The 23,844-nt window shown below is 70.1% G+C and carries 22 protein-coding genes; 10 read left to right on the plus strand and 12 right to left on the minus strand.

Going from position 1 to position 23,844, the window contains the following annotated elements; all coding sequences use genetic code 11:
• On the minus strand, positions 1 to 897 hold an 897-nt coding region (locus tag ACSW7Y_RS04985), incomplete at its 3' end, for an alpha/beta fold hydrolase (protein WP_438125232.1).
• 193 nt (positions 898 to 1,090) lie between these two features.
• On the opposite strand from ACSW7Y_RS04985, the gene treS reads away from it, so the two are divergent.
• Entirely contained in the window at positions 1,091 to 2,845 is a 1,755-nt protein-coding gene (gene treS, locus ACSW7Y_RS04990; protein ID WP_438125233.1) for a maltose alpha-D-glucosyltransferase, read from the plus strand.
• 165 nt (positions 2,846 to 3,010) lie between these two features.
• A complete protein-coding gene (locus ACSW7Y_RS04995) occupies positions 3,011 to 3,757 on the plus strand; it encodes an exonuclease domain-containing protein (protein ID WP_438125234.1) in 747 nt (248 codons plus the stop codon).
• Positions 3,758 to 4,167: 410 nt separating this feature from the next.
• Here ACSW7Y_RS04995 and ACSW7Y_RS05000 read toward each other — a convergent pair whose 3' ends face one another.
• The 3 genes from ACSW7Y_RS05000 to glgA all read right to left on the minus strand — a co-directional run bounded on the left by ACSW7Y_RS05000 (position 4,168) and on the right by glgA (position 6,627).
• On the minus strand, positions 4,168 to 4,416 hold the full coding sequence (locus tag ACSW7Y_RS05000; protein WP_438125235.1) for a type B 50S ribosomal protein L31: 249 nt from the start codon (positions 4,414 to 4,416) through the stop codon (positions 4,168 to 4,170).
• Between the two features lie 111 nt (positions 4,417 to 4,527).
• A complete protein-coding gene (locus ACSW7Y_RS05005; protein WP_438125236.1) occupies positions 4,528 to 5,310 on the minus strand; it encodes an ABC transporter ATP-binding protein in 783 nt (260 codons plus the stop codon).
• A 120-nt stretch (positions 5,311 to 5,430) separates the two neighbouring features.
• Entirely contained in the window at positions 5,431 to 6,627 is a 1,197-nt protein-coding gene (glgA, locus tag ACSW7Y_RS05010; RefSeq protein WP_438125237.1) for a glycogen synthase, read from the minus strand.
• A gap of 47 nt (positions 6,628 to 6,674) precedes the next feature.
• Between glgA and ACSW7Y_RS05015 the strand changes: the two genes are divergently transcribed.
• Both ACSW7Y_RS05015 and serB read left to right on the plus strand, forming a co-directional pair.
• Positions 6,675 to 7,916: a glucose-1-phosphate adenylyltransferase gene (locus tag ACSW7Y_RS05015; RefSeq protein ID WP_438125238.1), complete on the plus strand. Its 1,242-nt coding sequence runs from the start codon at positions 6,675 to 6,677 to the stop codon at positions 7,914 to 7,916.
• 93 nt (positions 7,917 to 8,009) lie between these two features.
• Positions 8,010 to 8,648 carry a phosphoserine phosphatase SerB gene (gene serB, locus ACSW7Y_RS05020; protein ID WP_438125239.1) on the plus strand — a complete coding sequence of 213 codons (639 nt, stop codon included), beginning with the start codon at positions 8,010 to 8,012 and terminating at the stop codon, positions 8,646 to 8,648.
• Between the two features lie 27 nt (positions 8,649 to 8,675).
• Here the strand turns inward: serB and fabG are convergent, their stop codons facing one another.
• Positions 8,676 to 9,389: a 3-oxoacyl-ACP reductase FabG gene (gene fabG, locus ACSW7Y_RS05025; RefSeq protein ID WP_058725285.1), complete on the minus strand. Its 714-nt coding sequence runs from the start codon at positions 9,387 to 9,389 to the stop codon at positions 8,676 to 8,678.
• 151 nt (positions 9,390 to 9,540) lie between these two features.
• On the opposite strand from fabG, the gene ACSW7Y_RS05030 reads away from it, so the two are divergent.
• The 3 genes from ACSW7Y_RS05030 to ACSW7Y_RS05040 are packed head-to-tail and all read left to right on the plus strand — an operon-like array spanning position 9,541 to position 11,257.
• On the plus strand, positions 9,541 to 9,987 hold the full coding sequence (locus ACSW7Y_RS05030) for a DUF3099 domain-containing protein (RefSeq protein ID WP_438125240.1): 447 nt from the start codon (positions 9,541 to 9,543) through the stop codon (positions 9,985 to 9,987).
• Positions 9,987 to 10,295 (plus strand): hypothetical protein, encoded by a 309-nt coding sequence (locus ACSW7Y_RS05035; protein WP_438125241.1) that lies wholly within the window; start codon positions 9,987 to 9,989, stop codon positions 10,293 to 10,295. Before ACSW7Y_RS05030 ends, ACSW7Y_RS05035 begins: the two co-directional genes overlap by 1 nt.
• Complete coding sequence (locus ACSW7Y_RS05040; RefSeq protein WP_438125242.1) at positions 10,292 to 11,257, plus strand: SURF1 family cytochrome oxidase biogenesis protein; 966 nt, start codon at positions 10,292 to 10,294, stop codon at positions 11,255 to 11,257. The genes ACSW7Y_RS05035 and ACSW7Y_RS05040 overlap by 4 nt, the downstream gene beginning before the upstream one ends.
• 220 nt (positions 11,258 to 11,477) lie before the next feature.
• Here ACSW7Y_RS05040 and ACSW7Y_RS05045 read toward each other — a convergent pair whose 3' ends face one another.
• The gene (locus ACSW7Y_RS05045) at positions 11,478 to 13,076 is read right to left on the minus strand and encodes an ABC-F family ATP-binding cassette domain-containing protein (protein ID WP_438125243.1); all 1,599 of its coding nucleotides are present in this window, start codon (positions 13,074 to 13,076) and stop codon (positions 11,478 to 11,480) included.
• Between the two features lie 116 nt (positions 13,077 to 13,192).
• Here ACSW7Y_RS05045 and ACSW7Y_RS05050 point away from each other — a divergent pair, with 116 nt between their 5' ends.
• A complete protein-coding gene (locus ACSW7Y_RS05050) occupies positions 13,193 to 13,792 on the plus strand; it encodes a biotin transporter BioY (protein WP_438125244.1) in 600 nt (199 codons plus the stop codon).
• A 351-nt stretch (positions 13,793 to 14,143) separates the two neighbouring features.
• On the opposite strand, the gene ACSW7Y_RS05055 is transcribed toward ACSW7Y_RS05050, so the two are convergent.
• Genes ACSW7Y_RS05055 through sufB form a run of 5 tightly spaced genes read right to left on the minus strand, consistent with a single transcriptional unit; the run spans position 14,144 to position 18,318 of the window.
• Positions 14,144 to 14,473, minus strand: a complete 330-nt coding sequence (locus ACSW7Y_RS05055; RefSeq protein ID WP_022902786.1) for a metal-sulfur cluster assembly factor — start codon at positions 14,471 to 14,473, stop codon at positions 14,144 to 14,146.
• A complete protein-coding gene (gene sufC / locus ACSW7Y_RS05060) occupies positions 14,473 to 15,243 on the minus strand; it encodes a Fe-S cluster assembly ATPase SufC (protein WP_438125245.1) in 771 nt (256 codons plus the stop codon). The genes ACSW7Y_RS05055 and sufC overlap by 1 nt, the downstream gene beginning before the upstream one ends.
• 58 nt (positions 15,244 to 15,301) lie before the next feature.
• Entirely contained in the window at positions 15,302 to 15,628 is a 327-nt protein-coding gene (locus ACSW7Y_RS05065) for a non-heme iron oxygenase ferredoxin subunit (RefSeq protein ID WP_438125246.1), read from the minus strand.
• Positions 15,628 to 16,899: a Fe-S cluster assembly protein SufD gene (gene sufD / locus ACSW7Y_RS05070; RefSeq protein WP_438125247.1), complete on the minus strand. Its 1,272-nt coding sequence runs from the start codon at positions 16,897 to 16,899 to the stop codon at positions 15,628 to 15,630. Before sufD ends, ACSW7Y_RS05065 begins: the two co-directional genes overlap by 1 nt.
• Positions 16,900 to 18,318 (minus strand): Fe-S cluster assembly protein SufB, encoded by a 1,419-nt coding sequence (gene sufB, locus ACSW7Y_RS05075; protein WP_402742240.1) that lies wholly within the window; start codon positions 18,316 to 18,318, stop codon positions 16,900 to 16,902.
• 251 nt (positions 18,319 to 18,569) lie between these two features.
• On the opposite strand from sufB, the gene ACSW7Y_RS05080 reads away from it, so the two are divergent.
• Positions 18,570 to 19,541 (plus strand): COX15/CtaA family protein, encoded by a 972-nt coding sequence (locus ACSW7Y_RS05080; RefSeq protein WP_438125248.1) that lies wholly within the window; start codon positions 18,570 to 18,572, stop codon positions 19,539 to 19,541.
• Between the two features lie 677 nt (positions 19,542 to 20,218).
• On the opposite strand, the gene ACSW7Y_RS05085 is transcribed toward ACSW7Y_RS05080, so the two are convergent.
• A complete protein-coding gene (locus tag ACSW7Y_RS05085) occupies positions 20,219 to 21,145 on the minus strand; it encodes a heme o synthase (protein WP_438125255.1) in 927 nt (308 codons plus the stop codon).
• A gap of 555 nt (positions 21,146 to 21,700) precedes the next feature.
• Here ACSW7Y_RS05085 and tkt point away from each other — a divergent pair.
• Positions 21,701 to 23,794 (plus strand): transketolase, encoded by a 2,094-nt coding sequence (tkt, locus tag ACSW7Y_RS05090; RefSeq protein WP_438125249.1) that lies wholly within the window; start codon positions 21,701 to 21,703, stop codon positions 23,792 to 23,794.
• The last annotated feature ends 50 nt before the right edge of the window (positions 23,795 to 23,844 follow it).

Consider the following 23,844-nt stretch of genomic DNA (forward strand, 5'->3'; position numbering starts at 1 on the left):
GCCCGGCCCGACGTCGTCCATCCGCCGCAGCACCGCGGACGCCGCTGCCGCGGGGGTCTCGTAGTGCACGAGGTGGCCGACGCCCGGCACGACCACGAGTTCCGCGTCCGCCAGCCGCGCGGCCAGGGCCTGCTGCTCGGGGACCGCCGTGATGTCGTCGTGCTCGGCCGCGATCATCAGCACCGGCACGTCGATGCGAGCCGCGTACTCGGAGACGTCGTGGCTCACCGAGGTGCGGAACGCCTCGAGCACGCTGGTCCGGTCGGAGAAGGCCGAGAAGTACCGGTCGTGCTGGTCGTGCACCCAGCGGCGGAGCTCGCGGTCGTGCGACTTGAGCATGGCGATGCTCATCACGCGCACGATCGCCGGGTTCCGGAGCAGTGCGAGGCCGAGCGGTCTCGGCAGCACGGCTCCGGCCTTGTAGTAGCCGATCGCCACCCCGGTGGCGATCGCCCGCGGCCCCTGCAGCGCCGGCGCGGCGATCGGGTTCACGAGCACGAGCAACCGGGTGCGCAGGCCGGCGGCGACCGTCGCGGCGACGACGATCGACCCGAACGAGTGCCCGAGGACGACCGTCTGCTCGTCCATCCCGAGCGCTGCGTGGAACCCGGTCAGCCACGCCACGTAGGAGTCGATGTCGGACGACGGCAACGGGTCGGACACCCCGAAGCCCGGGAGGTCCGGCACGACCACACGGACGCCCTGCAGGTGGGCCGCGATGGTCTCGAGGCCGTGGTGGTCGCCCCGGAACCCGTGCACCGCGAGCACCGTGCGTGTCGCGTCCTCGGGCCCGTAGACCCAGTAGTGCGTCGTCCGCCCGTCGATCCGCGCCGCGCGGTGCACGACCGGGGTCGCGGCCATGAGGGACTGGTACGGGGAGAGCAGGGGCGGGCGCATCCCGGCCAGTCTAGGGAAGGCGACGCGCGCGCTGACCGCACTGCTGGCCGGATGTGGAGAACTCGCAGACGGGGCGTGCCTGCGGAGGTGAGCCGTGCCTCCAGGCCGGTCCGTCCACCGGGAAGCGCGCCCGACGCGCGCGACTACGGTCTTCCTGCGGACAGCGCCAGCCGCGCGGCCTAGCGTGTCCAGGGTGACGTTCACGGCCCCGATCCAGCTCCCAGGCCTGACCCTGGACCCGCAGTGGTACAAGCGATCCGTCTTCTACGAGTGCATGATCCGCTCGTTCGTCGACTCGAACGGCGACGGCATCGGTGACATCCAGGGCGTGATCGGCAAGCTCGACTACCTGCAGTGGCTCGGCGTCGACGCCATCTGGCTGCCGCCGTTCTTCCAGTCGCCGATGCGGGACGGCGGGTACGACATCGCCGACTACAAGGCGATCCTGCCCGAGTTCGGCACCCTCGACGACTTCCGCGAGCTCGTCACGAAGTCGCACGAGCGCAACATGCGGATCGTCATCGACATGGTGATCAACCACACGTCGGACCAGCACGAGTGGTTCCAGCAGTCCCGGGAGGACCCGGACGGCCCGTACGGCGACTTCTACGTCTGGCGGGACACCGACGAGGAGTACGAGAACATCCGGATCATCTTCGTCGACACCGAGGAGTCGAACTGGACGTTCGACCCGGTCCGGCGACAGTTCTTCTTCCACCGGTTCTTCTCGCACCAGCCCGACCTCAACTTCGAGAACCCCGCGGTCGTCGAGGCCGTGTACGACGTCGTCCGCCACTGGCTCGACATGGGCGTCGACGGGCTTCGGCTCGACGCCATCCCGTACCTCTTCGAGTCCGAGGAGGGCAACGGCGAGGGCGAACCGGAGACCCACGAGTTCATCAAGAAGCTCCGCGCGATGGTCGACGACGAGTACCCCGGCCGCGTGCTGCTCGCCGAGGCGAACCAGTGGCCGCGCGAGACCGCCGCGTTCTTCGGCACCGACGAGGAGCCCGAGTGCCACATGGCGTTCGACTTCCCCGTGATGCCGCGCATCTTCTACTCGCTGCGCGCCCAGCACGCCTCGGAGCTCAAGGCGATCCTCTCCGAGACGCTCGACGTCCCCGAGTCGGCCGCGTGGGGGGTGTTCCTCCGCAACCACGACGAGCTCACCCTCGAGATGGTCAGCGAGGAGTACCGGCAGGCGATGTACGGCTGGTACGGCTACGACCCGCGGATGCGCTCGAACATCGGCATCCGACGTCGTCTCGCTCCCCTGCTCGACAACTCGCGGGCCGAGCTCGAACTCATCCACGCGCTGCTGTTCTCGCTGCCCGGGTCGCCGTTCCTCTACTACGGCGACGAGATCGGGATGGGCGACAACATCTGGCTGCCCGACCGCGACTCGTCCCGCACGCCCATGCAGTGGACGCCCGACCGGAACGCCGGGTTCTCGACGGCGGACCCGGGCAAGCTCTACCTGCCGGTCGTCCAGTCGCTCGTCTACAACTACCAGCAGGTCAACGTGGAGGCGCAGCTCGCGCAGTCGCGGTCGCTCCTGCACTGGGTCCGGAACGTCATCCACGTCCGCAAGGCCCACCCCGTGTTCGGCCTCGGGACGCTCGACGTCAAGGACACGTCGAACGAGTCCGTCCTGGCGTTCGTGCGCTCGTGGGAGGGGTCCGGACAGCAGTTCGGCCCCTCGGCGGAGGACGTCCTCTGCGTCTTCTCGTTCGCCACGAACCCGACGTCGGTGACGATCTCGGTGCCGGAGTACGCCGGGCGACCGCTGTACGACCTCTTCGGTGGCAGCGTGTTCCCGTCGTTCGACGAGCGCGGGTCGGTCACGTTGACGCTCGGGACGCAGTCGTTCTACTGGCTGCACGTCGGCGCGGCGCCGGCGGTCGCGCCCGCCGGGGCGGTGCCCGCCTCCGCCACGACGACGGCGTAGCGGCCTGGAGGCACGGTGCGGCCCCGCCAGGCTGGTCGCGCCGTCCGTGTCGGTGCCGTCCGTGTCGGTGCCGTCCGTGTCGGCGCCGTCCGTGTCGGCGCCGTCCGTGTCGGCGCCGTCCGTGTCGGTGCCGTCCGTGTCGGTGCGTCCCGTTAGCCTGACCGGGTGACGTACTCCGCGACAGCACCCGCACCGGCCCCGACGGTGCAGGACCTCTCCGGCCGCCCGTGGTGGCACGCGCTCGGCGTGTTCGACCTGGAGACCACCGGCGTCGACGTCGAGACCGCCCGGATCGTCACCGCGCACGTCGGCCTGATCGACATGACCGGTCGCTCCATCGTCGAGGGTGCCTGGGTCGCGGATCCCGGCATCGCCATCCCCGAGGGCGCTGCCGCCGTGCACGGGTACACCACCGAGCGCGCACAGGCCGAGGGCCGCCCCGCCGGCGAGGTCGTGGCCGAGGTCATCGCCGCGGTCGAGGCCGTCTTCGCCCGCGGCATCCCGCTCGTGATCTACAACGCCCCGTACGACCTCACCGTCCTCGACCGTGAAGCCAAGCGACACGGCCTGGCCTCCCCCGTCATCGGCAACGTCGTCGACCCGCTCGTGATCGACAAGGCGCTCGACACGTACCGCAAGGGCAAGCGCACGCTCGAGGCGGCGTCCGAGCTGTACGGCGTCACCCTGTCCGACGCGCACGACGCCGGAGCGGACGCCGTCGCGGCCGGACGGGTGGCGCAGGCGATCGCCGCGAAGTACCCGGACGAGCTCGGCGTCTCCGCTGAGGAGCTCCACCGCAAGCAGGTCGGATGGTGCGCCGACCAGGCGGCGTCGTTCCAGGAGTACATGCGCTCGAAGCGCGACCCTGCGTTCACCGCCGACGGGCGCTGGCCGCACCGCAACGGCTCGTAGCGCGGCGCCCCTCCTCCGGGCCGCTGCCACCGGCATCGAACCACGGATACGACGTCGAACCGACCACGTCAGCCGGTTCGATGTCGAATCCGTGGTTCCGTTCGTCGGCGCCGAGGCCCCGTACCGCGCCTGCCCGGCGGGCGCGCGTCTCCGAACGCCGTCGTCCGCTGAGCCCGTGGCACCCCGATCGCGCCCCACCACGAAGGTCGCGCCCTCGCACGACAGGGCGCGATGTTCGCGACGGGGCGCGAACCTGTCGGAGCCGTTTCCCCGCCGCGAACGTGACCGCGTGCACGACCCGCCGCGGGCGCGCGCTGCGAACGGCGCGCCCGCGTCACCGCCGACCTCCCCGAACGCCGAACGGGCGGCCCTCCCGGAGGAGGACCGCCCGCTGCGGAACGCGAGGCTGCTTACTTGGCGAAGCCCTTGAAGCGCTGGTTGAACTTCTCGACGCGACCGGCCGAGTCGAGGATGCGCTGCTTGCCCGTGTAGAACGGGTGCGACGCGGACGAGATCTCGACGTCGATGACCGGGTAGGTCGCACCGTCGAGCTCGATGGTCTTGTCGCTGGTCGCGGTCGAGCGCGTCAGGAACGTCTCACCGGAGGCCAGGTCGCGGAAGACGATGGCGTTGTACTCGGGGTGGGTGTCGGTCTTCATGGAGATTCCTCGGTTGGATGCGGTCGGGATGCTCGGGTCCGAAAGGACACCGTGCGGGAAGTCTTCGGCGTGCGCCAGCCGTCTACGTTACCAGATCGGGTCGGCGAGTCGCTACGACGCGCGGGCGGTCCAACGCCCGTCGTCCTTGGTGACGGAGAGGCCGACCCCGAACGCCTGGGAGAGTGTGTCATCGGTCAGGACCTCGTCGATCGGCCCGGCGGCCTGCACCCGTCCGTCGGTCAGGACGAGGGCGTGCGTGAAGCCCACGGGGATCTCCTCGACGTGGTGGGTGACGATGACGATCGCGGGCGCGTCGGGGCTCTGCGCGTAGCCGCCGAGGGTCCGGACGAGGCTCTCACGGGCGCCGAGGTCGAGCGACGCGGCGGGCTCGTCGAGGAACAGCACCTCGGGGTCGGTCATCACCGCACGGGCGATCTGCACGCGCTTCTGCTCGCCGTCGCTCAGCTCGCCGAACGTCCGCTCGGAGAAGGCACCGAGGCCCCACTCCTCGAGCACGCGCTGCGCACGGCGGACGTCGAGCTCCTCGTACTCCTCGTTCCACCGACCGGTGACCGAGTAGGCCGCGGTGAGCACGACGTCGAGCACGGTCTCGGTGAACGGGATCCGACGGGCGAGGGCGGTCGACGCGAACCCGATGCGGGGGCGGAGCTCGGCGAGGTCGGCCGTGCCGAGCTCGACGTCGAGGACGTGCACGTCACCCGAGGTCGGGAAGGTCTGCGCACCAGCGACCTGCAGCAGCGTGGTCTTGCCGGCGCCGTTCGCGCCGAGCACGACCCAGCGCTCGTCGGCCTGCACCTCCCACGAGACGGAGTCGAGGATGGTGGCCCCGTTGCGGACAACGGAGACGTCTGACAGGCGCACGACCGAGGGCATGCCCCCAGCCTACGGGGTCCGACCGGGAGGCCCGCGGCGCGACACCGGGTCGGCGCGCGCCGCGGACGTGGCCGGGTCAGCGCCCGGCCGGTCAGCGCCAGCCGGTCAGCGCCCAGCAGGTCAGCGCCCGGCGAGTACCCGGTCGTACACGGCGCGGGTCCGGTGGGCGATGGCGTCCCACGTGAACTCGCTCTCGACGCGGAGTCGTCCGGCGCGGCCCATGAGCTTCGCGAGCCCCTCGTCCTCGAGGACCTCGTTGAGCGTCGCCGCGAGGTCGGCGACGTAGCGGTCGGGATCGGTCGGCGTGCCGGTGCCGTCCTGCGCCTGGTCGATCGGCACGATGCGCCCGGTGAGCCCGTCGGCCACAACCTCGGGGATGCCCCCGGTGCCGGTGCCGACGACGGGGATGCCGCACGCCATGGCCTCGAGGTTCACGATGCCGAGCGGTTCGTAGATCGACGGGCAGACGAACACCGTGCCGGAGGACAGGACGTTCACGATCTCGCCGTGGGACAGCATCCGGTCGATCCAGACCACACCGTCGCGTTCCGATCGCAGGGAGTCGACCAGGCCGGTCACCTCGGCCATGATCTCCGGGGTGTCCGGGGCCCCGGCGCAGAGCACGACCTGCACGTCCGACGGCAGCGATGCCACGGCGCGGAGCAGGTACGGCAGTCCCTTCTGGCGCGTGATCCGCCCGACGAACACGACGCTCCGACGGGAGGGGTCGATCCCGAGTGCGCGGACGGCGTCCTCGTCGACGGTCGGCTTCCACTCGTCGATGTCGATCCCGTTGTAGACGACCTGCACCCGCTCCGGGTCGATCGACGGGTACGACCGGAGGATGTCGGCGCGCATCGCCTTCGACACCGCGACGACCGCGTCGGCCCGCTCGAACGCCTCGCGCTCCATCCAGCTCGACAGCCGGTAGCCGCCGCCGAGCTGCTCGGCCTTCCACGGCCGGAGCGGCTCGAGGCTGTGGGCGGTGACGACGTGCGGGATGTCGTAGGTCAGCTGCGCGATGCGCCCCGCGGCGTTCGCGTACCAAGTGTGGGAGTGCACGAGGTCGGCGCCCTCGACGTCGGCGGCGATCGCGACGTCGGTTCCGAGCGCCTGGAGCGCGCCGTTGGCCTGCTCGAGGCCGTTCGGCGTCCGGTAGGCCCAGACGTCGGCCTCGTCCCGGAACGCTCCGAAGGCGCGGACCCGCACCTCGGTGTCCGTGCCCGACCGCAGCGCTGCGGTGAGCTCGGCGACGTGGACGCCCGCCCCGCCGTACACCTCTGGTGGGTATTCCCTGGTCAACAGATCGACTCGCACGCGTTCAACGTAACCGTTCACCGGTCCGGACGCATACTGTGAGCGGTATGGCACCAAAGAAGGTCTTCGGCATCGTCCTCGCCGGCGGAGAGGGCAAGCGCCTCATGCCGCTCACGGCGGACCGCGCGAAACCAGCAGTCCCGTTCGGCGGCAACTTCCGGCTCATCGACTTCGCGCTGTCGAACCTGGTGAACTCCGGGCTGCAGAAGATCGTCGTCCTGACGCAGTACAAGTCGCACAGCCTCGACCGCCACGTCGCCGAGACGTGGCGCATGGAGGGGCTGCTCGGCAGCTACGTGGCGTCCGTGCCCGCGCAGCAGCGACTCGGCAAGCGGTGGTTCGCCGGCTCGGCCGACGCGATCCTGCAGTCGCTCAACCTCCTCCGCGACGAGCGCCCCGACATCGTCGTCGTGGTGGGCGCTGACCACGTCTACCGGATGGACTTCCACCAGATGGTCGAGGCCCACATCGCGTCCGGCCGGAGTGCCACGGTCGCCGCGATCCGCCAGCCCATCGGCCTGGCCGACCAGTTCGGCGTCATCCAGGTCGCCGAGGACGACCCGACGAAGATCGACGCGTTCCTCGAGAAGCCGAAGAACGCGGTCGGCCTGGCCGACTCCCCCGGCGAGATCCTCGCGTCGATGGGCAACTACGTCTTCGATGCCGACGCGCTCGTGGACGCCGTGCTCCGCGACGGACAGATCGAGACGTCGAACCACGACATGGGCGGCGACATCGTGCCGGACTTCGTCGCGCGCGGCGACGCCGGTGTCTACGACCTCAAGCGCAACGACGTGCCCGGCTCGAACGAGCGCGACCGGTACTACTGGCGCGACGTGGGGACGATCGACTCGTTCTTCGACGCGCACATGGACCTCATCGCGCCCGTGCCCGTCTTCAACCTGTACAACCAGGACTGGCCGATCTTCAACCAGCAGACGAACCTGCCCCCGGCGAAGTTCGTCCGCGACGCCAACGGCAACACCGGCTCGACGATCGACTCCCTCGTGTCGCTCGGCTGCCTCGTGTCCGGCGCGCAGGTCGAGCGCAGCATGATCGGCCCCTGGTGCGGCATCGACTCCGGTGCGAAGGTCCTCGACTCCATCGTGTTCGAGCGTGCGTCGATCGGCGCGGGCGCCGTCGTCAACCGCGCGATCCTCGACAAGGACGTGGTCATCGCGCCGGGTGCGCAGGTCGGCGTCGACCGCGAGGCCGACGAAGCACGCGGCTTCACGGTCACCGAGTCGGGGATCACCGTGGTGGGCAAGGGCGTCAGGGTCGAGGCCTAGCGAGACGCGTCGCGTCACGACGCGACACCAGCCTGGAGGCACGGCTCGCGTCACGGACGCAGCCGTGCCTCCGTCTGTCGGTACCGTTGGTCCGTGCCCCGCTTCCTCGTCGTCCTCGATGCCGATTCCACGCTGCTCGAAGACGAGGTGATCGAACTCCTCGCCGACGCGGCGGGGACCCGGCCACAGGTGGCGGCGATCACGGAGCGCGCCATGCGCGGCGAGATCGACTTCGCGGACAGCCTCCGGGAGCGTGTCGCGACCCTGGCGGGCCTCCAGGACGACGTCTTCCGCAGCGCACAGCAGGCCGTCCGCGTGACGCGGGGCGCCGCGGAACTCGTCCGCGGCGTGCACGCCGCCGACGGCACCGCCGGTGTCGTGTCCGGCGGCTTCCACGAGGTGCTCGACCCGTTCGCTGCCGAGCTCGGTCTCGACCACTGCCGAGCGAACCGACTCGAGGTCGTCGACGGAAGGCTCACCGGGCGTGTCCTCGGCGACGTCGTCGACGCGCACGCGAAGGCGACCGCGCTCCGGGCATGGGCGACTGCGGACGGCGTCGACGCCGCCCGGACGGTCGCGGTCGGCGACGGTGCGAACGACCTCGAGATGATGCGCGTCGCGGGGCTGTCCGTGGCCTTCGACGCCAAGCCGCGGGTGCGCGCCGAGGCGGACGTGTCCGTGGTCGACCGCGACCTGTCGGTAGTGCTGGCGACGATGGGCCTGCGCGGCTGACGTCCGCGCAGGCCGCTCAGCCGAACGTCAGTGACCCATCCCGAGGCCACCGTCGACCGGGATGACCGCACCCGAGATGTACCCGGCGCCGTCACCCGCGAGGAACAGCGTGGCGTCGGCGACGTCGTCCACCGTGCCGTAGCGCGAGGCCGGGATCTGCTTCTTGAACTCGGCGACGAGCTCGTCCGGCAGTGACGCGGTCATGTCGGTCTGGATGAACCCCGGCGTGACGACGTTGGCCGTGATGCCACGGGAGCCGAGCTCGCGCGTGATCGACCGGGCCATGCCGATGAGGGCGGCCTTCGACGAAGCGTAGTTGACCTGCCCGACCTGTCCGAACGTGCCGACGACGCTGCCCATGAGGACGATCCGGCCGAACTTCGCCTTCATCATCCCCTTCGTCGCACGCTTGACCACGCGGAAGGTGCCGGTGAGGTTCGTGTCGATGACGCTCGTGAAGTCCTCCTCCGACATGCGCAGCAGGAGCTGGTCGTTCGTGATGCCGGCGTTCGCGACGAGCACCTCGACCGGGCCGAGCTCTGCCTCGACCTGCGTGAAGGCCGCGTCCACCGAGGCCGTGTCGGTGATGTCGGCCTGGACGGTGAGGGCTCCCTCGGGGCCGCCCGTCCCGCTCCGCGACGTGACCGCGACGCGGTGCCCCTCGGCGACGAAGCGCTCCGCGAGGGCGTAGCCGATGCTGCGGTTGCCGCCGGTGATCAGGACGGTACGGGGGGTGCTCATGGTCGCTCCGTTCGAGGTGGGTCGGACGGCGTGCCCCGGGACTCACGCCGGACACGCCCGGACGAGCGTACCCGAGCCGATCCGCGCACTCCGATCGCGCGCGGCGGAACCGGAATGTCCGACGGAGGCTTAGGCTTGTACACGGGAGACGATGGACATCCGAATGAAGACCACGCACAGCATCACGGCACTCCCCGAGTCGCCGGAACAGGACCGTGCGCACCGGCTCTCCCGCTACGTCTGGCAGATGGCCGTCCGGGTCGTGTGCTTCGTCGCCGCGGTGCTCGTCTGGACCGCGTTCCACACCTGGCTCGTGGTGATCCCGATCATCCTCGCCGGCGTGATCCCCTGGGTCGCGGTGATCCTCGCGAACGCCGGCAACCGTGCCGGGAACGAGGTCGTCGCCCCCGCCGGAGCGATCCGGCTCTACGACGCCGAGGACGTCCGCATCCGCGAAGAGCAGGAAGCCGCACGTGCCCAGGCGTACCGGGACGAGCAGGACCGCCTGCGCGACCGGGCTCAGCACGCGCAGGACGAGTGGCAGCGGCACGGCGACCACACCAACGTCTGGCCCCCGAGGGCCGGCGGGCGGCGCTGATGGGGGCGACGTTCGACCTCTTCACCGAGCCCGGCTCCACTCCGGTGTGCTCGCGCGCAGGATGCACCGAGACCGCCGAGTGGCGCATCAACTGGCGGAACCCGCGCATCCACGCGACGGACCGGGTGAAGATCTGGGCGGCGTGCGAGGACCACCGGGACTTCCTCGCCGACTACCTGCGTTCGCGGAACTTCCCCGTCCGCGTCACCGGCATGCACGAGGACGTCGACCGCCTCGACGACCTCCGTGACCCGAACGCCGGGCCGAAGAACGACGTCGGGGTGCGCGCCACCGGCACCGATCGATGACCGACGGCTTCGACCCGAGTTCCCGCTACGGCCGACGGCACGCCGCCAAGCTCCAGCGTGGGACGGCGCCCGCATCGGACACCTCGCACGACCGCGACCCCGAGGAGCCGTTCGTCGGGTGGCGCTTCGTCCGGAGCCGTCGCTGGCTCGGCTACTTCGCGATCGCCGTGGCCTTCGCGATCGTCTGTGCCCTCTTCGGCATGTGGCAGTGGGACCGCCGCAACGAGGCCGTCCGCCAGAACGAGCAGATCGCGCAGAACTACGACCACCGTCCCGTCCCGCTCGACCAGGCACTCCCCCGTGCTTCGAGCTGGAACGACGACCAGACCTGGCTCCGGGTGACCGCCACCGGTCGCTACGACACCGACGCGCAGCTCCTCGTCCGGAACCGCGTGCACAACGGCCAACCAGGCTTCGAGGTCCTCACGCCGCTCGTCACCGCGGACGGCCGCGCGTTCATCGTCGACCGGGGCTGGGTCCCCACGGGCAACCGGCAGGACGCGCCCGACCACGTCCCGGCGCCCCCGAGCGGCGACGTGACCGTGGTGGTGCGCCTGCAGCAGAGCGAGCCGCGGATCCCCGGCCGATCAGACCCCTCGCACACCGACCAGGTGCAGTCGGTCACGCTCGCCGACGTCCGCGACAAGGTGGGCATGCCGATCTGGACCGGCGCGTACGGGCAGCTCGCCTCCGAGGAGCCCGCTCCGTCCGAAGACCCGCCCCTCGGCTGGGACCGACCGTCCGCCGACACCGGCCTGCACCTCAGCTACTTCATCCAGTGGTTCCTCTTCGCCGCGGGCGGCTTCGGCTTCCTCGGTTACGTGATGGTGCAGGAGTACCGGAACCTCAACCAGGACGACCCGGAGGAGCGCGAGCGCGCCGAGGAGCGCCGCCGCCGCAAGGACGCGAAGCCGAGGTCCGACGCCGAGGTCGAGGACGAGCTGCTGAACGCGCGGTCGTGAGACGACCGCGTCGCTGACGCGACCACCTGTCGGACCGGAGCGCGTCCCGCTCGGCAGTGGCGCGCCCCGCAACACACGGGGCGCCCGCGTCACGCGGGGCGCGCCAGCGTCACACGGGGCGCGCCAGCGTCACACGGGGCGCGCCGACCGAGCCCGCGAGGGAGGAGTGCCAGCCCGCACCGTGCCTCCCGTCGGATGGCGCGCACCGCGCGCACGCCGGTCAGGCGAGCTCGATGAGCTCCGCGTACTCCTTGTTCCAGTGGTCCTCGGTGCCGTCCGGCAGCAGGAGGACCCGCTCCGGGTTGAGGGCCTCGACCGCGCCCGCGTCGTGCGAGACGAGGACGACCGCACCCTCGTAGCCGGCGAGGGCGCCGAGGATCTCCTCGCGCGAGGCCGGGTCGAGGTTGTTGGTCGGCTCGTCGAGCAGCAGGACGTTCGCACCGGACACGACGATCATCGCGAGCGAGAGCCGGGTCTTCTCACCGCCGGAGAGGACGCCGGCCTTCTTGTAGCCGTCGTCGCCCGTGAACAGGAACGACCCGAGGACACGACGCGCCTCGGTCTCGTTGAGGTCGTTCGACGCCGACACCATGTTCTCGATCACGGTGCGGTTGACGTCGATGTTCTCGTGCTCCTGCGCGTAGTACCCGATGCGCAGACCGTGCCCGGGAAGGATCTCCCCCGTGTCCGGCTGGTCAGCGCCCGCGAGGATGCGGAGCAGCGTGGTCTTGCCGGCACCGTTGAAGCCGAGGATCACGACCCGCGAGCCGCGGTCGATCGCGAGGTCCACCCCCGCGAAGATCTCCAGCGAGCCGTACGACTTCGACAGCCCCTCGGCCATGAGCGGCGTCCGGCCGCACGGCGTCGGCGTCGGGAACCGCAGCTTGGCGACCCGGTCGACCGCGCGCTCGTCCTCGAGGCCCGCGAGGAGCTTCTCGGCCCGCGCGACCATCTGGTGCGCCGCGGCGGCCTTCGTGGCCTTCGCACCGAACCGTGCGGCCTGGTCCTTCAGGGTCGCCGCCTTCTTCTCGGCGTTCGCGCGCTCCTTGCGGCGGCGCTCCTCGTCGGCGGCACGCTGCCGCTGGTACAGCTTCCAACCCATGTTGTAGACGTCGATCGACTGGCGGTTCGCGTCGAGGTAGAACACCCGGTTCACGACCTCGTCGACGAGTTCGACGTCGTGGGAGATCACGATCACGCCGCCCGGGTAGGTCTTGAGGTGCTCGCGCAGCCAGACGATCGAGTCGGCGTCGAGGTGGTTCGTCGGCTCGTCGAGGATCATCGTCTCGGCGTCGGAGAACAGGATGCGCGCGAGCTCGATGCGCCGACGCTGGCCGCCCGAGAGGGTCTTGAGCTGCTGGTCGAGGATGCGGTCCGGCAGCTTGAGGTTCGACGCGATCGACGCCGCCTCGGCCTCGGCCGCGTAGCCACCGAGGGCGTTGAACTGGTCGTCGAGCCGGCTGTACCGACGCATGGCCTTCTCGGCGACCGCGGGGTCGTCACTCGCCATGTCCAGCGTCGCGAGCCGGATGCCCTCCACGAGTTCACCGAGTCCGCGGGCGTCGAGGATGCGCTTCCGGGCGGTGTCCTCCGGGTTGCCGGAGCGGGGGTCCTGCGGCAGGTAACCGATCTCGCCGCCGCGCTCGATCTTCCCGGCGGTGGGCTGCGTCTCCCCCGCCAGCGCCTTGGTCATCGTGGTCTTGCCGGCGCCGTTGCGCCCGACGAGACCGATCTTGTCGCCCTTCTCGACACGGAAGGAGACGTTCTCCATGAGGAGGCGGGCCCCGACGCGGATCTCGAGATCGTGCACGGCAAGCACAGTGGACGTCCAATCAGTTGGTGGTTTTGCACAACGACGTGTGCGGGAGGTGCACCGCTACGCTGACGGGACCGATGGTCCCAGAACGGGACCAGCAGTCCATTCTAGGAGAATCCATGACGAACGCCACCGGGTTCGCTCGCCGCGCAGTGCTCGCCGACCGTCTGCGCACCCACGGTCTGGCCACCGATGCCGCCCTCGTCGCGGGCGGCGCCCTCTTCACCGCCGCCATGGCGCAGGTCGAGGTGCCGATGTGGCCGGTGCCGATCACCGGGCAGACCCTGGCCGTCGTCCTCGTCGGCGCCACGCTCGGCGCCCGTCGCGGCATGCTCTCCCTGCTCGTCTACGCGGTCGCCGGGCTCGCCGGTGCGCCGTTCTTCGCCGGGTTCTCGGGTGGCCTCTCCGCGCTGGCGTCGCCGAGCTTCGGCTACGTGATCGGCTTCGTGCCCGCCGCCGGGCTCGTCGGCTGGTTCGCCCGGCGCAACTGGGACCGCCACGTCGGGCGCGCCACCGTGGCGATGCTGCTCGCCAGCGCGATCCCGTTCGTGACCGGTCTGCCGTGGCTCGCGGCCTCCCTCGGTCAGCTCGGTGCGCCGAACGACCTGCAGTCGGTGCTCGCGGCGGGCCTCTACCCGTTCGTGATCGGCGGCGTGGCCAAGGCCCTCATCGCCGCGGGCGTGCTGCCGCTGGCCTGGAAGGCGCTCGGCCGCCGCTGAGTCGCGTGGCGCGTTCTTCGTGAGCGGCCGAGGTTCCAGAATTCTGGGATCTCGGCCGCTTTCATCGTCAGGGGGCGGAACCTCGGCGGAGCACACGCGGCGAGTCGTGCAACCTCGCGAGGCGGGCCGGCGGTGCGCGGCGGAGGATTCGCCCGAGGCCTGTTGGTCGCGTGACGTGCCGTGCGCTGCACCGGCGGGGCACGAGGTGTCACCTCGCCGCGCAGCGGCCGACACATCCTGAGACCACGGCGAACGCAGCCGGGCGTGTCCAGCGGTCGCCACACGCCCGCACAGGCGAACGGGAGGCGCGGTGCCAGCTGGCACCGCGCCTCCCGTCGTGAGTGGTCGCGTCTAGATCGAGAACCCGAGCGCGCGCATCATCTCGCGCCCGTCATCCGTGATCCGCTCGGGGCCCCACGGCGGCATCCAGACCCAGTTGATGCGGAACGCGTCGACGATGCCGTCGAGCGCGTTGGCGGTGTCGCCCTCGATGACGTCCGTCAGCGGGCAGCCCGCACTCGTCAGCGTCATGCTGATCACGAGCGCGTTCGCCTCGTCGTCCATCGCGAGGTCGTAGATCAGGCCGAGGTCGACGATGTTCACGCCGAGCTCCGGGTCCTGGACCTCCTTGAGGCCCTCGACGACCTCGTCGAACTTCTCCGGGGAGAGTGCGGTGATCATCAGGACTGCGCCTCGGCGGCGGCCTGCACGTAGCGGTCGTAGCCCTCGTTCTCGAGGCGCTCGGCGAGCTCCGGACCGCCCTGCTCCGCCACCTTGCCGGCGACGAACACGTGCACGAAGTCCGGCTTGATGTAGCGGAGGATCCGCGTGTAGTGGGTGATGAGCAGCACCCCGAGGCCCGTGGCGGCCTTGGCGCGGTTGACGCCCTCGGAAACGATCTTCAGCGCGTCGACGTCGAGGCCGGAGTCGGTCTCGTCGAGGACCGCGAACTTCGGCTTGAGGAGTTCGAGCTGCATGATCTCGTGGCGCTTCTTCTCGCCGCCGGAGAAGCCCTCGTTGACGTTGCGCTCGGCGAACGCGGAGTCCATCTTGAGGTCGGCCATCGACTGGCGGAGGTCCTTCACCCAGCCGCGCAGCGCGGGCGCCTCGCCGTCGATGGCGGTCTTCGCGGTCCGGAGGAAGTTCGACACCGTGACACCGGGGATCTCGACCGGGTACTGCATGGCGAGGAACATGCCGGCACGGGCGCGCTCGTCGACGCTCATCGAGAGGACGTCCTCGCCGTCGAGCGTGATCGAGCCCCCGACGACGTTGTAGCGCGGGTGACCGGCGATCGTGTACGCGAGGGTCGACTTGCCGGAGCCGTTCGGCCCCATGATCGCGTGGATCTCACCCTCGTTGATGGTGAGGTCGACGCCCTTGAGGATCTCCTTCGTGCCCTGATCGGTGTCGATCGAGACCTGGAGGTCGCGGATTTCGAGAGTGGACATTGCGTTCCTTCGGTTGCAGCTGGTGTGCGGCGTCAGCCGCGGAAGAGAGTGGGGGTGCTCAGTCGACCGGGACGGTGTCGTGCACGTCGACGTAGACGTCGCCGTCGCGCACCTCGACCCGGAAGACCGGCACGGGTTCGTAGGCCGGGAAGTTCTGCGGCTTGCCGGTGGTGAGGGAGAACTTCGACCCGTGGGCCCAGCACTCGAGTGCGTCCCCCTCGACGAAGCCCTCCGCCAGGGAGATGTCGCCGTGCGTGCAGGTGTCCCCGATGGCGTGCACGACGCCGGCGGAGTCCTTCACGATCGCGACCGCGGTGCCCTCGACCACGACACGCATCGGGCTGTCGACCGCGATGTCGCCCTCGGCGCAGACCTTCTCGGCCATCAGGCGTCCGCCTGCGCGGCCTCGGGGTCGGTCTGCGGGTCAGCCTCGGCGATGACCGATCGGCCAGCCGCCAGCTCCTCCTCGACCGCCGCGATGAGGCGCTCCTCGAGTTCGGGCGCACCGATCTTCTGGATGACCTCGACGAGGAAGCCGAGCACGACGAGCCGTCGGGCCTCTTCCTCGGGGATGCCGCGGGCCTGGAGGTAGAACAGCTGCTCGTCGTCGAACCGACCGGTGGCGCTGGCGTGACCGGCACCCTCGATGTTGCCGGTCTCGATCTCGAGGTTCGGGATGCTGTCCGCCCGGGTGCCGTCGGTGAGGACGAGGTTGCGGTTCTGCTCGTACGAGTCGGTACCGTCGGCCGGGCGGCTGATCAGCACGTCGCCGATCCAGACGGTGTGCGCACCCTCGCCCTGCAGCGCGCCCTTGTAGTTGACCCGACCGCGCGTGTTCGGCGCGTCGTGGTTCACGTACACCTGCTGCTCGATGTACTGGCCGGCGTCGGCGAAGTACACGCCGTACATCTCGGTGTCGGCACCCTGGGCGCCGAGGTGCGTCGAAGGGTTCACCCGGATCACGTCACCGCCGAGCGAGACGACCACGTGCTTCAGGAAGGCGTCTCGGCCGACCTCGGCGAAGTGCGTCGAGACGTGCACGGCGTCGTCGTCCCAGTCCTGCAGGCTGACGACCGTGAGCCGCGCGTTGTCGCGCACGACGATCTCGATGTTCTCGCTGAGGAGCGCCGAGCCTCGGTTGTCGATGACGACGATGCCCTGCGCGTTCGGCTCTGCCGTGACGACCGTGTGCGCCGCCCGAGGTTGCGACCCGAAGTCGGAGCGCGTGATGGTGATGAACTCGTGCTGCTCGGTCGCCTTGATCGTGACGGCGAGCACCGCGTCACGCGCCGACCAGGCGGCAGCGGACGCGCGGTCCTCGGGGAGCCCGGCCGAGCCGACGCGCGGGTCGTCGCTGCGACCCCACTCGACATCGGCGCCCTCGGACTGGCGCGCGAGGTACGGGTACGGCGCGCCGTCGAGTCCGCCGTCGAGGAGCGGCTGGAGCTTCGCGAGCGGCGCGAACTTCCAGTTGACCTCGCGGCCGGTGACCGTCGGGAACGCGTCGAGGTCGGCCGACTGGAATCGCTCCGAACGGGTCTGGACGGGAACCTTCTTCTCGGCCGCGTCCCACCCGCCGTCGGAGTGCGCACGAGCGCCGTGCTGCTCGGTGCCGCTGGTGCTGGCGGCGCTGGGCTGTTCGGTGGTGCTGGACATCTAGCCGACGGATCCTTCCATGCTCATCTCGATGAGCTTGTTGAGTTCGAGCGCGTACTCCATCGGGAGCTCGCGGGCGATCGGCTCGATGAAGCCGCGGACGATCATCGCCATCGCCTCGTCCTCGGGCAGACCGCGGGACATGAGGTAGAACAACTGCTCTTCGCTGACGCGGGAGACGGTGGCCTCGTGGCCGAGCTGGACGTCGTCGACGCGGATGTCGATCGCCGGGTACGTGTCCGACCGGCTCACGGTGTCCACGAGCAGCGCGTCGCACCGCACGGTGTTGGCCGCGTGGTGCGCGTTCGGGTCGACACGGACCTCGCCGCGGTAGCCCGCACGACCACCACCACGGGCGATCGACTTCGAGACGATCGAGGACGTCGTGTACGGCGCCATGTGGATCATCTTCGCGCCGGCGTCCTGGTGCTGGCCCGGGCCCGCGAACGCCACGGACAGCGTCTCGCCCTTGGCGTGCTCGCCGGCGAGGTAGATCGACGGGTACTTCATCGTGACCTTCGAGCCGATGTTGCCGTCGATCCACTCCATCGTCGCGCCCTCGTGCGCGATCGCACGCTTGGTGACGAGGTTGTAGACGTTGCTCGACCAGTTCTGGATCGTCGTGTAGCGGACGCGCGCGTTCTTCTTGACGATGATCTCGACGACCGCGGAGTGCAACGAGTCCGACTTGTAGATCGGCGCCGTGCAGCCCTCGATGTAGTGGACGTACGAGTCCTCGTCCGCGATGATCAGCGTCCGCTCGAACTGCCCCATGTTCTCGGTGTTGATCCGGAAGTAGGCCTGCAGCGGGATCTCGACGTGCACGCCCTTCGGGACGTAGACGAACGAGCCGCCGGACCACACGGCCGTGTTCAGCGCGGCGAACTTGTTGTCGCCGGCGGGGATCACGGAGCCGAAGTACTCCTCGAAGAACTCCGGGTGCTCGCGGAGCGCCGTGTCGGTGTCCATGAAGATGACGCCCTGCTGCTCCAGGTCCTCGCGGATCTGGTGGTAGACGACCTCGGATTCGTACTGCGCGGCGACGCCTGCGACGAGTCGCTGACGCTCGGCCTCGGGGATGCCCAGGCGCTCGTACGTGTTGCGGATGTCCTCAGGGAGCTCTTCCCAGGTCTGGGCCTGCTTCTCGGTGGACTTGACGAAGTACTTGATGTTGTCGAAGTCGATGTCCGACAGGTCGGCGCCCCACGAGGGCATCGGCTTCCGGTCGAACAGCGTGAGCGCCTTGAGACGGTTCTTCGTCATCCACTCCGGCTCGGACTTGCGCGCCGAGATGTCGGCCACGACCTCTTCCGAGAGACCACGGCGCGCGGAGGCACCGGCGGAGTCGGAGTCGGACCAGCCGAACTCGTATTGGCCGAGCCCTTCGAGCTCGGGACGGTCGATGAGCACGTCGGACATGGTCTCCTCGTTTCCTTCTCGCGGCAGCGTCACCAGGACCAACCCGGCACGGCTGGACGCCATTCCACCCCGGGCCACCGACACGGGCGACCAGGGTGCTGCTACCTCGCAACGTCAATGGTTCCACGCGGTCGCGGGCCGTAGTGACGATCACGGCCCATTCGGAGCCGGCGCCTGCCTAGACTTGACTGCCGCTGAACCCTCGAATCCTACAGGTTCGGTGCACGGAACAACAGGAAGGCACCACCCTCGTGACTCGCGTCGGATCCCCCGTCGAGCTGGACGTCCGCAGTCGGTGGTGGTCCCTCCCCCGCACCGTCGACGCCCGCGTGATCTGGCTGGCGTGGGCGTCGTTCGTCGTCGAGGTCGTCCTGATCGGCACCGGTGGGCTCGTGCGCCTGACGGCGTCAGGCCTCGGTTGCCCGACATGGCCGAAGTGCACCGCCGACTCCCTCGTGTCCACACCCGAGATGGGCGTGCACGGCATCATCGAGTTCGGCAACCGCCTGCTCACCTTCGTGCTGGTCGTCGTCGCGATCGCCACGTTCCTCGCGGTCGTGCGGATGCGTCGCACCCGTCCCGAACTGTTCTGGCTCGCGTTCGCGCAGGGCGCGGCGATCCCGGTCCAGGCGGTCATCGGCGGCATCAGCGTCTGGACGAACCTCAACCCCTTCGTCGTCGGTCTGCACTTCGTGGTCTCGGCCGCACTCACCTCGGTCACCGCAGCGCTCGTGTACCGCGCGCTGAACGGGCCCCGCACCGCCGTCCGACTCGTCCCCGCGTGGTACACGAACGTCGTCCGCGGCACCGTCGCGGCCGTCGCGGTCACCGTCCTCGTGGGCATCCTCACGACCGGTAGCGGCCCGCACGCCGGCGCCGACGAAGCCGTCGACGGCGGACGCCTGCACCGCACCGGGTTCGACCCGGCCGTCATGGAGCACGTCCACGCGGTCCCCGCCTACGTCCTCTTCGCCCTGACCCTCGTGCTGGTCGTCGGCGCGGTCCGGCTCCGACTCTCGAGCCGCTGGGCACTGGCGCTCCTCATCGTCGAGTTCGTCCAGATCGCGGTGGGTCTGACGCAGGCGCGGACGGGCCTCCCGGTCGGCCTGGTCGGGACGCACATGGTGCTCGCCGGTCTGCTCGTCGCCGCCACCACCGCCGTGGTGCTCTCGACCCGGAGGAGCGCCGGCCGCGGCGCGGTCCGCGAGCCGCTCGACGCCTGAGAGCGTCCTCGGTACGACGAAGCGCGCGTCGATCGACGCGCGCTTCGTCGTTCTGAGCTGGTTCCGCGGTCCCACGCACGCCCTCCTCGACGACGCACCGCGGGATCGACGCGTGCGACGTCGAAACGCGCGCATCCCGTGATCTGGTCGCGACCACAGGCGGGACGGGAGGCACGGTGCCACCCCGCCCCGCGCCTCCAGGCCGCCACGACCGGCGACGCACGCCCGGTTCGACGAGACGCCCCGTGATCGACGCGTGCGACGTCGAAACGCGCGTCCCGTAGATCTGGTCGCGACCACAGGCGGGACGGGAGGCACGGTGCCACCCCGCCCCGCGCCTCCAGGCCGCCACGACCGGCGACGCACGCCCGGTTCGACGAGACGCCCCGTGATCGACGCGTCCGACGTCGTAACGCGCGCGTTTCGTGCACCGGTCGCGACCATGCGCCTGACGGGAGGCACGGTGCCAGCCCGCCCCGCGCCTCCCGGCCGCTGTCGTGGAACGACCCGATCGTCGTCGTAGGACAACGGCGGGGTCGGCCGTTGCGCGGCCGCGTATCCCGCGCGTGCAACGAACGACGGGGCCGCTGTCGTGCGACAGCGACCCCGTCGTTCGGCAGCGGCCCCGAGACGCGCACCGGCACCGGCACCGGCGCCGGGACCGACGCCGCCGACGCCTAGAAGGTGAAGACCTGCGGCAGCAGCGGGTCGATGCCCACCGCGATGAAGAGCAGCGTCAGGTACGTGATCGAGCTGTGGAACACGCGCATCGGCTGCACCTGCTCGACGTGCTGGATCGCCCGCGAGTACAGCCGGTGCGACTCGACGACGAACCAGATGCCGCCGGCGAGGGCGACCACCGAGTAGAGCGGCCCCATGTGCGCGACCGGGATGAGCAGGAGCGAGCAGACCAGGGTCGCCCAGGCGTACAGCACGACCTGGAGCCCGACGACCGTACGACCCCGGACCACGGCGAGCATGGGCACGTCGGCGGCGTCGTAGTCGTCGCGGTACTTCATCGAGAGCGGCCAGTAGTGCGGCGGCGTCCAGAGGAAGATCACCATGAAGAGGATGATCGGCGTCCAGGTCAGCGATCCCGTCACGCCGGCCCAGCCGATGAGCACGGGCATGCACCCGGCGGACCCGCCCCACACGATGTTCTGCGGGGTCCGGCGCTTGAGCCACAGCGTGTAGAGGAAGACGTAGATGAGGATCGCGACGACGCTCAGCGCCGCGGCGAGCCAGTTCACGAAGGCGAGCAGGACGCCGGTGGACGCGATGCCGAGCACCCACGAGAACACCAGGGCCTCACGGTCGGAGAGCTCGCCGGTCACCAGCGGTCGCGTGCTCGTGCGCTTCATCAGCCGGTCGATGTCACGGTCGATGTAGCAGTTGAACGCGGATGCAGAACCCGCGGACATCGCGCCGCCCAGCATCGTCCAGAACACGAGCCAGAGGTCCGGGACCCCGCGGGCGGCGAGGAACATCGTCGGCGCCGTGGTGACCAGCAGCAGCTCCATGACCCGGGGCTTCGTCAGCGAGACGTACGCCCGGACCTTGCGCGAGAGCGTCGATCGGGGTCGATCGGTGTCCGGCCGGGTCACGGTGGCAGTGGGCAAGGGAACCTCAGTCTGTTCGCGTCAGCTCGCACACTCGGTGGACGGCTCCGTCGTCGTCCGGGCGTGCGTCGACCCGGAATGACCACGGGCCTCCATCAGTTTAGGCCATCGAGGCGCCGCGACGATGCCCGCCCCGCCATCCGGACCGACCGACCTCGACGGACGGACGAGCCGGCAGGTCGGCAGACGGACGGACCGGCAGGTCGGCGGGTGGCCGAGCCCGTCCCCTGCCGAGCGGACGGGCCGGTTCACGGCGCGAACACTGCAGACACGCCCGGGCCGTCCGGACGGTCGGCGTTGGAGCGCTGCACCCGGCGTCCGCACACGGTGAACAGAACGTGTCACCTGGACCCTCACTGAGTGCATGGTCACTATGCTGGAGTCGCCCTCCCGCAGTGCGTGCCCCGAAGACGTCGGTCACGACGAGCCGGTCGGCCGCCGCCAGACGGCGACCCGAACCCCGGCCCCGGGATGGCGATCATGTCCGTGCGATGGCACGAGCCCTCGCACATGTCGCATTCAAGAAGGGTCAACATCCAAGTGGCTGAATTCACCTGGGACGCCATCGACAGGAAGGCCGTCGACACGGCCCGCGTACTCGCCGCCGACTCGGTCGAGGCCGCCGGCAACGGTCACCCCGGCACCGCGATGAGCCTCGCGCCGGTCGCCCACCTGCTCTTCCAGAAGGTGATGCGTCGCGACCCCAGCGACTCCACCTGGATCGGCCGCGACCGCTTCATCCTCTCCGCCGGGCACGCCTCGATCCTGCAGTACGTGCAGTTCTACCTGCACGGCTACGGCCTCGAGCTCGAGGACCTCCAGCACCTCCGCAAGTGGGGCTCGAAGACCCCGGGTCACCCGGAGTACGGCCACACCGACGGCGTCGAGATCACCACCGGCCCGCTCGGCCAGGGCCTCGCGTCCGCCGTCGGCTTCGGCTACGCGCAGCGCTTCGAGCGTGGCCTGTTCGACCCGGAGACCGCCGACGGCGAGTCCCCCTTCGACCACTTCACCTACGTGATCGCCGGTGACGGCGACATGCAGGAGGGCGTCACGAACGAGGCCGCGAGCCTCGCCGGACGCCAGCAGCTCGGCCGCCTGGTCGTCTTCTACGACTCGAACCAGATCTCGATCGAGGACGACACCGACATCGCGTTCTCCGAGGACGTCGCCGCCCGCTACGAGGCGCTCGGCTGGCACGTCCAGCACGTCGACTGGAAGAAGACCGGCGAGTACTCCGAGGACGTCGAGGAGCTGTACCGCGCCGTCGAGGCCGCGAAGGCCGAGACGAACAAGCCGTCGCTCATCGTCCTCAAGACGATCATCGGTTGGCCGTCGCCGACCAAGCAGAACTCCGGCAAGATCCACGGCTCCGCCCTCGGTGGCGAGGAACTGAAGGGTCTCAAGGAGGTCCTCGGCTTCGACCCCGAGCAGACCTTCCACGTCGACCCGGAGGTGCTCGAGTACACCCGCGGCGCCGTCGCGAAGGGCCAGGCGGAGCACGCCGAGTGGCAGAAGACCTTCGACGCGTGGGCCTCGGCCAACCCGGAGAAGAAGGCGATGCTCGACCGCATCAACGCCGGCGAGCTCCCCGAGGGCCTCGAGGAGGCCCTCCCGGTCTTCCCGACCGAGAAGGCCGTCTCGACCCGCGCCGCATCCGGCAAGGTCATCAACGCCATCGCGCCGCTCATGCCCGAGTTCTGGGGCGGTTCGGCCGACCTCGCCGAGTCGAACCTCACCACGATCGAGGGCGCCAAGTCCTTCGGCCCGGTCGAGGCCTCGACGAAGACCTGGAGCACCGACCCGTACGGCCGCGTCCTCCACTTCGGCATCCGCGAGCACGCGATGGGCTCGATCCTGTCCGGCATCGTCCTGCACGGGAACACCCGTCCGTTCGGCGGCACGTTCCTCATCTTCAGCGACTACATGCGCCCGGCGGTCCGTCTCGCCGCGCTCATGAAGGCGCCGGCGATCTACGTCTGGACGCACGACTCCGTCGCCCTCGGCGAGGACGGCCCGACGCACCAGCCGATCGAGCAGCTCACGGCCCTCCGCGCGATCCCGGGTCTCGACGTCGTCCGTCCGGCCGACGCCAACGAGGTCGCGTACGCGTGGCTCGAGATGCTCAAGCACAAGGACCGCCCGGCCGGCATCGCGCTGAGCCGCCAGAACCTCCCCGTCTTCGAGCGTGGCGAGGGCGAGGCGTCCGGCGAGACCTTCGCGTCGGCGAAGAACGTCGGCAAGGGTGCGTACATCCTCGCCGAGGCGCCGAACGGCACCCCGGACGTGATCCTCATCGCGACCGGCTCCGAGGTCCAGATCGCCGTCGAGGCGCGCGAGCAGCTCAAGGGCGAGGGCATCAACGCCCGCGTCGTGAGCGCCCCGTCCCTCGAGTGGTTCTTCGAGCAGTCGGAGAACTACCGCGAGCAGGTGCTGCCGAAGGCCGTCACCGCCCGCGTGTCGGTCGAGGCCGGGATCGCCATGAGCTGGCGAGACATCGTCGGCGACAAGGGCCGCAGCGTCTCGATCGAGCACTTCGGTGCCTCGGCCGACTACCAGACGCTCTTCAAGGAGTTCGGCTTCACGACGGAGCACGTCATCGCCGCCGCGAAGGAAACGCTCGCAGCGTCCTGACCCACCGGGGCCGGGTCCGGTCACCCGGATCCGGCCCTTCTGCCGGGAGG

Source organism: Curtobacterium flaccumfaciens, from assembly GCF_051548005.1.
Classification (GTDB): Bacteria; Actinomycetota; Actinomycetes; order Actinomycetales; family Microbacteriaceae; genus Curtobacterium.

Bases quoted from the DNA above. Each gene is read 5' to 3' on its own strand.
- ACSW7Y_RS05000 (WP_438125235.1), bottom strand. From the start codon at position 4,416: ATGAAGACCGACACCCACCCCGAGTACAACGCCATCGTCTTCCGCGAC.
- ACSW7Y_RS05005 (WP_438125236.1), bottom strand. From the start codon at position 5,310: ATGCCCTCGGTCGTGCGCCTGTCAGACGTCTCCGTTGTCCGCAACGGG.
- ACSW7Y_RS05015 (WP_438125238.1), top strand. From the start codon at position 6,675: ATGGCACCAAAGAAGGTCTTCGGCATCGTCCTCGCCGGCGGAGAGGGC.
- fabG (WP_058725285.1), bottom strand. From the start codon at position 9,389: ATGAGCACCCCCCGTACCGTCCTGATCACCGGCGGCAACCGCAGCATC.
- ACSW7Y_RS05030 (WP_438125240.1), top strand. From the start codon at position 9,541: ATGGACATCCGAATGAAGACCACGCACAGCATCACGGCACTCCCCGAG.
- ACSW7Y_RS05035 (WP_438125241.1), top strand. From the start codon at position 9,987: ATGGGGGCGACGTTCGACCTCTTCACCGAGCCCGGCTCCACTCCGGTG.
- ACSW7Y_RS05040 (WP_438125242.1), top strand. From the start codon at position 10,292: ATGACCGACGGCTTCGACCCGAGTTCCCGCTACGGCCGACGGCACGCC.
- ACSW7Y_RS05050 (WP_438125244.1), top strand. From the start codon at position 13,193: ATGACGAACGCCACCGGGTTCGCTCGCCGCGCAGTGCTCGCCGACCGT.
- ACSW7Y_RS05055 (WP_022902786.1), bottom strand. From the start codon at position 14,473: ATGATCACCGCACTCTCCCCGGAGAAGTTCGACGAGGTCGTCGAGGGC.
- sufC (WP_438125245.1), bottom strand. From the start codon at position 15,243: ATGTCCACTCTCGAAATCCGCGACCTCCAGGTCTCGATCGACACCGAT.
- ACSW7Y_RS05065 (WP_438125246.1), bottom strand. From the start codon at position 15,628: ATGGCCGAGAAGGTCTGCGCCGAGGGCGACATCGCGGTCGACAGCCCG.
- sufD (WP_438125247.1), bottom strand. From the start codon at position 16,899: ATGTCCAGCACCACCGAACAGCCCAGCGCCGCCAGCACCAGCGGCACC.
- sufB (WP_402742240.1), bottom strand. From the start codon at position 18,318: ATGTCCGACGTGCTCATCGACCGTCCCGAGCTCGAAGGGCTCGGCCAA.